At 59.8% G+C, this 12,659-nt stretch carries 10 protein-coding genes and 1 tRNA gene; 1 reads left to right on the forward strand and 10 read right to left on the reverse strand.

Annotated features, from left to right (window positions below):
- Positions 1-173: 173 nt before the first annotated feature.
- The 3 genes from ampE to AB4N47_RS19195 form a co-directional block, all read right to left on the reverse strand.
- Positions 174-1,013 carry a regulatory signaling modulator protein AmpE gene (gene ampE, locus AB4N47_RS19185; protein ID WP_341639061.1) on the reverse strand — a complete coding sequence of 280 codons (840 nt, stop codon included), beginning with the start codon at positions 1,011-1,013 and terminating at the stop codon, positions 174-176.
- Entirely contained in the window at positions 1,010-1,570 is a 561-nt protein-coding gene (gene ampD, locus AB4N47_RS19190) for a 1,6-anhydro-N-acetylmuramyl-L-alanine amidase AmpD (protein ID WP_125927175.1), read from the reverse strand. Before ampD ends, ampE begins: the two co-directional genes overlap by 4 nt.
- 64 nt (positions 1,571-1,634) lie before the next feature.
- The gene (locus tag AB4N47_RS19195) at positions 1,635-3,812 is read right to left on the reverse strand and encodes a DUF1631 domain-containing protein (protein ID WP_341639060.1); all 2,178 of its coding nucleotides are present in this window, start codon (positions 3,810-3,812) and stop codon (positions 1,635-1,637) included.
- Between the two features lie 267 nt (positions 3,813-4,079).
- On the opposite strand from AB4N47_RS19195, the gene nadC reads away from it, so the two are divergent.
- Positions 4,080-4,928, forward strand: coding sequence for a carboxylating nicotinate-nucleotide diphosphorylase (gene nadC / locus AB4N47_RS19200; RefSeq protein WP_016771747.1), 849 nt, complete (start codon positions 4,080-4,082; stop codon positions 4,926-4,928).
- Positions 4,929-5,015: 87 nt separating this feature from the next.
- Here the strand turns inward: nadC and AB4N47_RS19205 are convergent, their stop codons facing one another.
- The 7 genes from AB4N47_RS19205 to infB all read right to left on the reverse strand — a co-directional run bounded on the left by AB4N47_RS19205 (position 5,016) and on the right by infB (position 12,643).
- A complete protein-coding gene (locus AB4N47_RS19205; RefSeq protein ID WP_076565788.1) occupies positions 5,016-5,315 on the reverse strand; it encodes a DUF6388 family protein in 300 nt (99 codons plus the stop codon).
- Between the two features lie 229 nt (positions 5,316-5,544).
- Positions 5,545-5,620, reverse strand: a tRNA-Thr gene (locus AB4N47_RS19210).
- 291 nt (positions 5,621-5,911) lie between these two features.
- Positions 5,912-8,017 (reverse strand): polyribonucleotide nucleotidyltransferase, encoded by a 2,106-nt coding sequence (gene pnp / locus AB4N47_RS19215; RefSeq protein ID WP_024011572.1) that lies wholly within the window; start codon positions 8,015-8,017, stop codon positions 5,912-5,914.
- Positions 8,018-8,221: 204 nt separating this feature from the next.
- The gene (rpsO, locus tag AB4N47_RS19220; protein ID WP_016771751.1) at positions 8,222-8,491 is read right to left on the reverse strand and encodes a 30S ribosomal protein S15; all 270 of its coding nucleotides are present in this window, start codon (positions 8,489-8,491) and stop codon (positions 8,222-8,224) included.
- 143 nt (positions 8,492-8,634) lie between these two features.
- Positions 8,635-9,552 carry a tRNA pseudouridine(55) synthase TruB gene (truB, locus tag AB4N47_RS19225; RefSeq protein WP_341639059.1) on the reverse strand — a complete coding sequence of 306 codons (918 nt, stop codon included), beginning with the start codon at positions 9,550-9,552 and terminating at the stop codon, positions 8,635-8,637.
- Positions 9,553-9,556: 4 nt separating this feature from the next.
- Entirely contained in the window at positions 9,557-9,958 is a 402-nt protein-coding gene (gene rbfA / locus AB4N47_RS19230; RefSeq protein WP_016771753.1) for a 30S ribosome-binding factor RbfA, read from the reverse strand.
- 159 nt (positions 9,959-10,117) lie between these two features.
- Complete coding sequence (gene infB / locus AB4N47_RS19235) at positions 10,118-12,643, reverse strand: translation initiation factor IF-2 (protein ID WP_041477933.1); 2,526 nt, start codon at positions 12,641-12,643, stop codon at positions 10,118-10,120.
- Positions 12,644-12,659: the final 16 nt, after the last annotated feature.

Genomic DNA, 12,659 nt, shown 5'->3' on the forward strand with positions numbered 1-12,659 from the left:
GGCGCGGGACGACAGCAGATAGCCACTATCGGGCGCTATCTCTGTATAGCGTAAATCGGCGGGAGGTTTTGTAACTTATGGTTACTGATGAATGGTGGAACAGGGTTTTCAGGGCTGCGACGCAGCCCATCGGGGATAAATCCCCTCGCCACAATGAGTTTCACGCTGGCTTATCAGTGAACCAGAACCGTCCACAAGGCAAACCCGGCATACCACAGCACCGCCGCGCGCAGCAGCAGTTCCCACAGGCAATCGAGGGTGTTGATGCCGTCCGGGCCGACCACTGGCGGTGGAACTTCCCCGGCTGCCAGGCCGACCTTGTTGATCAACTGCGCAGCGCTGATGTTCCAGTTGAGCAGCTCATGCAGCATCACTCGGCTGACCGCAACGAAGTTGCCGACCAGCGCAAGACTTGCCGCCAGCAAACGCACCGGCACCCAATCGAAAGCGTGACGCAATTGCGCAGCACGCTCGACCAGCGCCGGATTGCTGCCGTGCTCTTCGGCCAGCGCCAACAGGCGATAAGCCAATGCCGCCACCGGACCGAGGAGGAAGTACCAAAAGATCACCGCAAAGAAACTCTGGTAGGCCTGCCACAGCAGATGCCCCTGCACTTGTTCAAGCAATTGCTCGCCGCTGTCGGCGCAGATGTCCAGGTCGCGCTTGGCCACGTGGGCCGCCGCTTGCAGATCCTCACGGCGCCAGGAATCGCGGAACGGTCCGAGGCCGCCGAGCAGGTCGCCACGCCCGAGGCTGTAAATCACCACCAGCAAATGCACCGGCAGCGCCAGCAGACCGTACGCCACCGGTTCCAGCACCAGCAGCAACAGCGCCAGCAACGCCACCGGGCACAGCACCAGAATCGTCAGCACCAGCCACGGTTGCCTGGCCAGCCGTTTGCTGTTTTCGAGTTTGTGCAGTTCGCGGATCCATCCGCCGTCGCGTTGAAGCCGATGACGCAGGGCCGAAAACTTCTCGATCCACACCGCCAGCAGTAACACCAGAAAACTCATTGTCCTTCCTCTTTTGCCAGGGCTGCGCGGTAGCGTGCCCAGTCGAATGCCGGTCCCGGATCGGTCTTGCGCCCCGGCGCGATATCGCTGTGGCCACAGATACGCTGAGCGGTGATCGCCGGAAAACGTTTCTGCAACTGCCGGGTCAGCGCAGTCAGCGCGCGATATTGCTCGTCGGTGAACGGCAGATCATCGGTGCCTTCCAGCTCGATGCCGACGGAAAAATCGTTACAGGTTTCACGGCCCTCGAACACAGAAACCCCGGCATGCCACGCCCGCGCAAGACAAGAGACAAACTGGGTGACCTTGCCGTCACGTTCGATCAGAAAGTGCGCCGAGACACGCAGGTCAGCGATGCCTGCAAAGTAGGGATGTTCGGTGACATCCAGACGATTCTGGAAAAATTCCTGCACCTTGCCCGTGGCGAATTGCGCCGGCGGCAGGCTGATGTTGTGGATGACCAACAGGGACACTTCGCCCGCCGGGCGCTCATTGAAGTTGGGCGACGGGCAGATCTGCACGCCATGACACCACCCGCTCGCGGGATCCAACTGCATACCGATTCCTTCATCGCCGACCATGTGGGCGCCCAGTATGCCGCGATCCGCCCCCGCCGCGCGATCACTTGCCGCGATTGAGTCGCCGCAGGTCGCCCAGCACCGATTCCAGTGCGCGGTCGAACAGCAAGGTGTCATCCAGTGCGCACGCGACGCCACGGCTGAAAGCCAAGGCGAGGTCGGCGCGGCTGTGATCCAGCACTTTCGTCCCGGTGCGGTCGACGAAGACATATTTGCCGGTCTCTTCGATGATCGCGGCGAGTTTGCAACGCAAGCTCTGTTCGTCGTCTGCGTCAAACACCACCCAGTGGCCCACACGCAACTGCTCGACCTGAGACAGACCGGCAGCGTCTTGCGCCAGGCGCGGCGCCGGGGTGGCTGCTGCCTGGTCGGCACTGTGCTGCAAGACCTCGGGCGTGACTTCGACCAGCGGCATGGCGCTGTGATCGGCATCGTCGGAACGCTCCAGCACCCGCACGTGCAGAGCCTCCAGCTCACTGAAAAATTCGCTGGTGGCAAACGGGTCGAACGCGGTGCTGCTCAGGCCATCGCGCAATGACTTGAGCAACCCCGGGACCAGTGCCAGCAGGCGCAGGCTGGATTCGCCGTCGTCATGGCGCTGCACGCTCCAGACCAACTGTTCCATGGTCTGCACGTCGGCGTGCCATTCGGCGGACTGATCACCGTGCTTGAAGCAGGTCAGCAACAGCACTTTGCTCCAGGCCTGCTGGACGAAACTCACCACCGTCGCCGGCAGCACTTTGCCCAGTAGCGCCTGTTGCAACGCCTGCGCGACACGCCGCTGAGCCAGCTCGGCCTTCGCCCGGCCTTCCTCGGCATCCCGCAAGCGTTGTTCCAGCAGTTCAGTGCGACGACGTTCTTCCTGAGTGAAGGCGAGGAAGTCGGCGAGCAGTTCGGAGAAGATCGCCGGGTCGTCAACAAAATCACTCAGCAAGCGCTGCACCACTTGCTCGATGCGCACGTAGAGGTTGTCGCGCTCAGCGCCGTCGCAATCGCTCCAGCCCATTGCGGCCTCGGCGATTTCGTTGAGCAGGCGCCGCGCCGGGTGCGTACTGCGGCTGAAGAAACTCTTGTCGAGCACGGCGACCTTGAGCATCGGAATCTGCAATCGGCCGATCAGCGCCTTGAGCGCGTCAGGCACGTTGCGATCGTCGAGGATGCAGTCGAAGACCATGGCGATCAGGTTGATCACATCTTCGTCAGCAGTCGCGACGACGCGGGAGCGGCCACTTCTGACGCTGACCCGGGTCAGCAATTGTTCGAGCTGATGGCGCAGATCGAAATCCTCCTGGGCCTCAAGCGCCGGTACGTATTGCTGCAAGTGCGATAACAACCGCAGCAGGTCGCGGGTGTTGATCGGATGCGCCGGGGCGCCGGGCTCCAGGGTCGGTGTGACGCGGCCGCGCACCTGGGCGAGCAATTGCTGCATCGCGGCGAACACTTCCTCGATGCCTTCGTCCGCTGGCGGCTCGTCGAGATCTTCAATCAATGTGTCGCTGTCCGCAGGCTCGACCATGCGACGAGCCACGGCGGGTTTCAGATGTGGCAACACGCCGGTCGCGAGCAACAGCTGATTGGCCTCGCCATACAGCTGCTCGGTGTCAGCCAGCACATAGCGTTCGAACAGCTTGAGCAGGATCAGCTTGACCTTGATCTCGACGCCGAGGTTACGCCCGGCCTGCAGGAAATATTCGCAGAGCATCGCCGGACTCAGCGGGTTGTGCTGATCGTCCAGACGCTTGCCGAGCATCGAGCTGAAGCGGGCGGTCAGTTGGTCGAGAGCGAAGCCGTCGCGCTTGAGCACGCGACTGACCATGGTCTGCACGGCGACGGTACGCTCCATGGCATCGGTGCGCGGCGCCGACTCTTCGACCACCGGCGTGCGTGGCAGGGTGTTGGCGGCGGGGTCGTATTGGGTAAGGCCGGCGAAGGCTTCAAAGAACAGTTCAAGAAAGCCGCGCTCGATATTCTTGCGCTTGAGGCGCAGGTCGCGCATGGCTTCGAAAAAGATGTTCTGATCGACGTCGTTGCGCGCCCGGTCGGCCATTTCGAACAGCGTGTCGTCGGCGTTATCGAACAGCTCCTGCAAATCGTGGCGCAGCTGCTGCGCAGCCTTGTCGCGGACCTGCAGCAGAATCACCGGCAAGCGGGCAAGCGGCGAGTGGTCCGCCAGATCGGCAGTCGCCCGGTGCAAAGGCACCACTTTCCCGTCGTTGCGCATCCAAGCCTCCTGGAACGGTGATTCGGTTCGTCGCTTTCGACACTGCCCCAGCGGAGTCGTTCGTCAAAGCCATGACGTCAAATACAAGGCGGATTATCTGGCAAAAGAGGCCGGCGATGCTATAGGCCTCAGGGTTTCCCCTATACGCCATACACCTCGCACTCAGCGCAGGAAAATCGACCAGATGCGCCAGGCACGCACGTTCTCGCCTTGGGTTGGCTCACGCCCTGCCCCTATAATCGAACCACTTTGTTTGTGGAGTCCGTTATGCCGAATCTACGTCTCGCCGATCTGACCGCCGAAATCGAAAACAACGTGCGCCGTGCGTTGCTCGAAGACGTCGGCAGCGGCGACATCACCGCGCAACTGATCCCGGCCGAACGCCTGGCCAAAGCCACCATCATCACCCGTGACGACGCCGTCATCTGCGGCACCGCATGGGTCGATGCGGTGTTTCGCCAGCTCGATCCGCGCGTGGCGGTGCATTGGCAAGTGGTCGACGGCCAGCGGGTCAAAGCCAATCAGCCGCTGTTTCACCTCGAAGGCCCGGCTCGCTCATTGCTGACCGGTGAACGCAGCGCATTGAACTTCCTGCAGTTGCTGTCTGGCGTGGCGACGCGCGCGCAGTACCTGGCAGACTTCGTCGGAGAGACGCAGGTCAAGTTGCTCGACACCCGCAAAACCCTGCCCGGCCTGCGTCTGGCACAGAAATACGCCGTAACCTGCGGCGGCTGCCACAACCATCGCATCGGTCTCTACGACGCCTTCCTGATCAAGGAAAACCACATCGCCGCCAGCGGTGGCATCGCCGAAGCCGTGGCCGCCGCACACAAGATCGCCCCGGGCAAACCGGTGGAGATCGAAGTGGAAAGTCTTGAAGAGCTGAAGCAAGCGCTGGAAGCCGGCGCCGACATCATTATGCTCGACGAACTGAGCCTGGACGACATGCGCGAAGCGGTACGCCTGACCGCCGGCAAAGCGAAACTGGAAGCCAGCGGCGGCATCAACGAAAGCACGCTGCTGCCGATCGCCGAAACGGGTGTGGATTACATTTCGATTGGTGCGATGACCAAGGATGTCAAAGCGGTGGACCTGTCGATGCGACTGAGCCTCTAAACGCAGCGGCAAGCTACAAGCTACAAGCTACAAGCCAAGCGACTCTGCTTTGACTTGCAGCTTGTAGCTAGAAGCTCGCAGCTGCTCTTATACGACGAGATTATTCATCTCGCAGTACTCTTCCCACTCGACACCCAATACTTCCGCCGCTTCCTTGTGCAGCACGAGGCGCTGCGCCTCGAACTCCTCCGGAGTGCTCGTGTACTTTAGGGTCAGCTCCCACGGCTGCAAGCCCTGCGCTTCGGCTTCATCTTCGAAGGCCCACTGGATCTGGTCTTTTTGATCATCGGGACTCAGGTCCTTGATCTCATCCTTCAGGTCCGGCACATCCAGAAGGTATTTTTCCAGCGCTTGTTCGTGGCGTTGCTCTTGGGTCAATTCAGTCATGGGGTTCTCGCTGATCTTAGGAATGGAGGATGGATCTGGATCATCAAGGATCTCTCTGACGCGGACTAGCCGGCCTTCGGAACCATTCGGGATCATCTGAAAACTGCTAAGCGATGCTCATGCAGGCACCGAATATAGGACGTTTGCATGACGAATTACACGGCTCTTTACATCTCTTGCACAAAAAGCTGACCTGCGGAACATGAATCGATGTGGCGCGCTGAGGAGTTGGTGCCCGAGACAGGAATCGAACCTGCGACCTTCGCGTTACGAGTGCGCTGCTCTACCGGCTGAGCTACACGGGCGGTGGGCTAAACCTAGCACCGGTCTCGAGCTGCGGCAAATTTGTGGGTTGTCTGATGGTTTTCTTTTGAGGACCACATTTGTGGCGAGGGGATTTATCCCCGTTGGGCTGCGAAGCGGCCGTGAATCTGGCACCTCGGTGTTTCAGGCGGTCCGCAGTGTCCGGTTTTACGACTGCTTCGCAGCCGAACGGGGATAAATCCCCTCGCCACAATTTCTTTATTTCAGATAAAAAAATGCCCCCGCCGTTTGCACGGCGGGGGCATCTTCATTGCGCTAAAGCGTTGGGGTGATTAAACGCCCGAAGCCTTGGCAGCTGCCACGTCTTTGATGGACAGCTTGATACGGCCGCGGTTGTCCACGTCCAGTACCAGCACTTCCACTTCCTGACCTTCTTTCAAAATGTCGGTGACTTTCTCTACGCGAGCGTCGCTCAGCATCGAGATGTGCACCAGACCGTCCTTGCCCGGCAGGATGTTTACGAATGCGCCGAAGTCGACGATGCGCTCAACCTTACCGACGTAGATCTTGCCGATCTCGGCTTCTGCAGTGATGCTCAGAACGCGTTGACGAGCAGCTTCTGCAGCATCCTTGGTTTCGCCGAAGATCTTGATCGAGCCGTCGTCTTCGATGTCGATCGAAGCCTTGGTTTCTTCGCAGATCGCACGGATGGTCGCGCCACCTTTACCGATAACGTCACGGATCTTGTCGGTGTCGATCTTCATCGCGATCATGGTCGGAGCGTTGGCCGACAGTTCGGTACGCGACTGGCCAATGATCTGGTTCATCTGGCCGAGGATGTTCAGGCGCGCTTCAAGGGCCTGGCCCAGAGCGATTTCCATGATCTCTTCGGTGATGCCCTTGATCTTGATGTCCATCTGCAGCGCAGTAACACCTTTGGCGGTACCGGCTACCTTGAAGTCCATGTCGCCCAGGTGATCTTCGTCGCCGAGGATGTCGGTCAGGACGGCGAACTTCTCGCCTTCTTTAACCAGACCCATGGCGATACCGGCCACCGGTGCCTTCATCGGTACACCAGCGTCCATCAGTGCCAGGGAAGCACCGCACACGGAAGCCATCGAGCTCGAACCGTTGGATTCGGTGATTTCCGACACCACGCGGATGGTGTACGGGAACACGTCAGCGGCTGGCAGCATGGCCGAAACCGAACGACGGGCCAGACGGCCGTGACCGATTTCGCGACGACCGGCGCCACCCATGCGACCACACTCGCCCACCGAGAACGGCGGGAAGTTGTAGTGCAGCATGAACGGGTCTTTCTTTTCGCCTTCCAGGGTGTCGAGCAGTTGCGCGTCACGGGCGGTGCCCAGTGTTGCCACAACCAGTGCCTGGGTCTCGCCACGGGTGAACAGTGCCGAACCGTGAGTCTTCGGCAGAACGCCGACTTCGATGTTCAGCGGACGTACAGTCTTGGTGTCGCGACCGTCGATACGTGGCTTGCCGTTAACGATGTTTTCGCGAACGGTGCGGTATTCGATTTCGCCGAAGGCGGCTTTGACTTCAGCAGCGCTTGGCTGGCCTTCTTCACCGGACAGCTTGGCAACCACTTGGTCCTTCAGCTCACCCAGGCGAGCGTAACGGTCGGCCTTGATGGTGATGGTGTAAGCCTGGGAGATCGCTTCGCCGAACTCGGCGCGGATAGCGCCCAGCAGTTCGGTGGCTTCTGGCGCAGGAGCCCAGTTCCAGGTTGGCTTGGCGGCTTCGGCAGCCAGTTCCTTCACAGCGTTGATCACAACCTGGAATTCGTCGTGAGCGAACAGTACCGCGCCCAGCATCTGGTCTTCGGTCAGCTCTTTGGCTTCCGATTCAACCATCAGCACGGCGTCGGAAGTACCGGCAACGACCATGTCCAGGCTCGAAGCGGCCTGCTGCTCGTAAGTCGGGTTCAGCAGGTAGCCGGTGCTTTCGTGGAAAGCCACGCGAGCGGCGCCGATCGGGCCGTCGAACGGAATGCCGGAAATGGCCAGGGCAGCCGAGGTACCGATCATCGCAGCGATGTCCGGATCGGTCTTCTTGCTGGTGGAAACGACGGTGCAGACAACCTGCACTTCGTTCATGAAGCCTTCTGGGAACAGCGGACGGATCGGACGGTCGATCAGTCGGGAAGTCAGGGTTTCTTTCTCGGAAGGACGGCCTTCACGCTTGAAGAAACCGCCAGGGATCTTACCGGCAGCGTAAGTCTTTTCCTGGTAGTGCACGGACAGAGGGAAGAAACCCTTGCCCGGATCGGCTTGCTTTGCACCGACAACAGTCACCAACACGCTGACGTCGTCGTCAACGGTGACCAATACTGCGCCGGAGGCCTGACGGGCGATACGGCCTGTCTCGAGGGTAACGGTCGATTGACCGAACTGGAATTTTTTGATTACCGGGTTCACGGTGTCCTACCTTCTTTGTGGCTCTTGGGGGAAACGGTTTCTTGCGAATTCTTGGGCAATCTCGGGAATCGGCCCGATGACAATTGTCCGGGTGCTACAGGTAAAGCCATGCTGCAGATAAAACTTGAGGCTGGGAGCCTGCAAGGCGCCAGCGGAAAACCGCTGACGCCCGACAGACCACCAACCTCATAGCGCAATCGCTGATTAGCGACGCAGACCCAGGCGAGCGATCAGCGCGGCGTACCGGCTTACGTCCTTGCCTTTCAGGTAGTCCAGCAGCTTGCGACGCTGGTTAACCATGCGGATCAGACCACGACGGGAGTGGTGATCTTTACCGTTGGCCTTGAAGTGACCTTGCAGTTTGTTGATGTTGGCGGTCAGCAGTGCAACCTGCACTTCTGGCGAACCAGTGTCACCAACAGCTTGCTGGTAGTCAGCAACGATTTGAGCTTTTTCTTGAACGTCGAGAGCCATGAGGCAATCCTTCCTTATCAGGAAACTGTTTCAGGGAAACAGCTTCAACAGGCCAGGGACAAATCCCTGTATCTATAAATGAGTAGTGACCATGCCTGTTAACAGCCACACTCGCCGGCCCGCTTAACGCAGACCGGTTCCGGTCATTCTGACCGAATCAAGCGACGCGGCGCGATGCGCCCGTCTTCGCTCACTTCACCGATACCGATGAAGCGACCATTGTGATCCTGTACCCGCACCATGCCGAACTTCGGCGCATCCGGGGCACGTACTGGCTGGCCGTTGAGCCAGTAGAACGCGCTCGCTTCGGAAAAGTGCAGCAACGGCCAATCCTGCAGGCCGCTGTCCGATGGCATCAGGAAGCGATCGACCGCTTCATTGCCGCCTTCGGCATGTACCGCTTCCAGCTCTTCGAGGGTCACGGTCTGCGCCAGGGTGAAAGGCCCGGCCTGGGTCCGACGCAGTTCTGCGACGTACGCACCACAACCGAGTTGCTCACCGATATCCTCCACCAGGGTACGAATATAGGTGCCCTTGCTGCAGTCCGCCGCAAGCCGCGCAGTATCGCCTTCGAAGGCCAGCAATTCCAAGCGCGCAATAGTAACAGAACGCGGTTCGCGCTCCACTACTTCGCCTGCACGTGCCAGTTTGTACAGCGGCTGGCCATCACGCTTGAGTGCCGAGTACATCGGCGGTATCTGACTGATTTGCCCACGAAATTTCGGCAGAACCGCCTCGACATCGGCGCGACCAACGGTCACCGGACGCTCCTGCAAAACCTCGCCTTCGGCATCGGCCGTGGTGGTGGTCTTGCCCAGTTGCGCCAGGGTCTCATAGCCCTTGTCGGAATCGAGCAGGTATTGCGAGAACTTGGTCGCCTCGCCGAAGCACAGCGGCAACACGCCGGTGGCCAACGGATCGAGGCTGCCGGTGTGCCCGGCCTTCTCGGCATTGAGCAGCCAGCGCACCTTCTGCAAGGCAGCGTTGGAGGTGAACCCCAACGGCTTGTCGAGCAGGATGATGCCGCTGACGTTACGACGGATACGTTTGACCTGAGCCACCGAATTACTCCTTGGTGTCTTCAGGTGCTGGAGCGGCAACGTGCTGATTGTCTTCAGCCACGGCGCGCTCGATCAATGCCGACAGGTGTGCACCACGCACGACCGATTCGTCGTAGTGGAAGTGCAATTGCGGCACGCTGCGCAGCTTCATTTCGCGGGCCAACTGCATGCGCAGGAAGCCTGCGGCGGCGTTGAGCACCTTGATGCTTTGCGCGATGTCTTCAGCGTTGTCCTGCCCCATCACGGTGATGAAAATCTTCGCATGACCGACGTCACGGGACACTTCCACAGCAGTGATGGTGACCAGGCCGACGCGCGGGTCTTTGACTTCGCGACGGATCAGTTGCGCCAGCTCGCGCTGCATCTGATCGCCGATACGTTGGGTACGGCTGTATTCTTTTGCCATGATTTGTTACCTGTTACTGCCCAGCGGTGAAACCCGCAAGGTCTGAAAGCGGCAAACGCCCGGCCTGACAAAAGCCAGACCGGGCGTTGCGTTTAGAGTCCGGACGCTGTGCCGTGCATTTGCATGCTACGGCCCATCGTGGCCCTTGAAGTGCGCGAGTCAGAGGCTGCGAGCAACCTGAACCTTCTCGAAAACTTCGATCTTGTCGCCGACTTTGACGTCGTTGTAGCTCTTCACGCCGATACCGCATTCCATGCCGGCACGTACTTCGGAAGCGTCATCCTTGAAGCGGCGCAGGGATTCCAGCTCGCCTTCGAAGATAACGATGTCTTCACGCAGTACACGGATCGGACGGTTACGGTGCACGACACCTTCGATCACCATGCAACCGGCGATCGCGCCAAATTTCGGCGAACGGAACACGTCACGCACTTCGGCCACACCCAGGATGTTCTCGCGAACATCGCTGCCGAGCATGCCGGTCAGGGCTTTCTTGACGTCTTCGATGATGTCGTAGATCACGTTGTAGTAACGCATATCCAGACCTTCCTGCTCGACGATCTTGCGAGCGCCGGCATCGGCACGCACGTTGAAGCCGAACAGTACAGCGTTGGAAGCCAGTGCCAGGTTGGCGTCGGATTCGGTGATACCACCGACACCGCCACCCACTACGCGCACTTGTACTTCATCGTTGCCCAGGCCATTCAAGGCACCGTTCAACGCTTCCAGCGAACCACGGACGTCGGATTTGAGGACGATGTTGAGCGTCTTCTTCTCGGCCTGACCCATGTTTTCGAAGATGTTTTCCAGCTTGCCGGCGTGAGCGCGAGCCAGTTTGACTTCGCGGAACTTGCCTTGACGGAACAGAGCCACTTCACGGGCTTTCTTCTCGTCGGCAACCACGCTCATCTCGTCGCCAGCATCCGGGGTACCGTCCAGGCCGAGGATCTCGACAGGGATGGATGGACCGGCTTCCTTGATCGGCTTGCCGTTCTCGTCGAGCATGGCACGTACACGGCCGTAGTTCGAACCGACCAGAACCATGTCGCCTTGACGCAGCGTACCGTCCTGAACGAGCACGGTTGCCACCGGGCCACGACCCTTGTCGAGACGCGATTCAACCACCACACCACGGCCAGGAGCCGACGGAGTAGCTTTCAGTTCGAGAACTTCGGCCTGCAGCAGAACGGCTTCAAGCAGCTCGTCCACGCCAGTACCCATCTTCGCCGAAACCGGAACGAATGGCGTGTCGCCACCCCAGTCTTCGGAAGTCACGCCGTGAACCGACAGCTCGCTGCGGATGCGATCGAGATCGGCGCCCGGCTTGTCGATCTTGTTCACTGCTACCACCAGCGGCACGCCAGCTGCCTGAGCATGCTGAACCGCTTCGATGGTTTGCGGCATCACGCCGTCGTCCGCTGCAACCACGAGGATCACGATGTCGGTCGCCTTGGCACCACGGGCACGCATTGCGGTAAACGCAGCGTGACCCGGGGTATCGAGGAAAGTGACCATGCCGCGATCAGTCTCAACGTGGTATGCACCGATGTGCTGGGTGATACCGCCGGCTTCGCCAGCAGCTACCTTGGCACGACGGATGTAGTCGAGCAGGGAAGTCTTACCATGGTCAACGTGGCCCATTACGGTCACGACTGGTGCACGGGAGAACGACTCACCTTCAAACTTCAGGGACTCGGCCAGGGAATCTTCCAGAGCGGTGTCGCTGACCAGGGTCACTTTGTGGCCCAGTTCTTCGGCTACCAGTTGAGCAGTTTCCTGATCAAGCACCTGGTTGATGGTCGCTGGAGTACCCAGTTTGAACATGAACTTGATGATTTCAGCCGCCTTGACCGACATCTGGTTGGCCAGATCGCCAACCGTGATGGTCTCGCCGATCTGCACGTCACGCACGACAGGGCCGGTCGGGCTCTGGAAACCGTGGGCGTTGCGCTTCTTCAGCTTGGCCTTGCCGCGACCACCACGACGGAAGCCATCGCTTTCTTCGTCGGTAGTGCGTGGCGCCACGCGTGGTGCCGGGGCTTTTTCTTTGACCGATGCGCGATGCGGAGCGTTTTTGCGCTCGCCATCACCGCCGCCGCTGCGACGATTGTTGTCGTCGGCACGCGGCTTGTCCGGACGGCGCTGTTCGTTCTGCTTGTTGCGAACGTCAGCCGATGGAGCAGGAGCAGCAGCCACCGGTGCGCTTTCGCGAACAGGTTCGGCAGCAGCCGGCGCCGCAACGGCGTCGCTGGCAGCGGTTTGCGCAGCAGCAGGCTGGCGACGCGCTTCTTCTTCGGCGCGTTGCTTGGCTTCTTCTTCAGCCTTCTGACGGGCAGCATTTTCTACTGCGCGACGCTCATCCAGTTCACGCTTGCGCTCGGCTTCGATTTCTTCCGGGCTACGCTGTACGAAAACTTTCTTCTTGCGAACTTCAACGCTGATGCTCTTGCTACCAGCCACACGAAGGGTGCTGGTGGTTTTACGCTGCAGCGTGATCTTGCGTGGTTCTTCCACTTTCGCCTTGTGACTGCTCTTCAAGTGAGTCAGCAGGGATTGCTTCTCACTGTCAGTCACATTTTCGTCGGCGGCGGTGTGCGGCAGACCTGCCTCACGCATCTGCTGCAACAGGCGCTCTACCGGTGTTTTGACCTCATCGGCCAGTTGTTTCACCGTGACTTGCGTCATGCACTTCTCTCCTCAG

It is taken from the genome of Pseudomonas sp. S3_G06, from assembly GCF_054667565.1.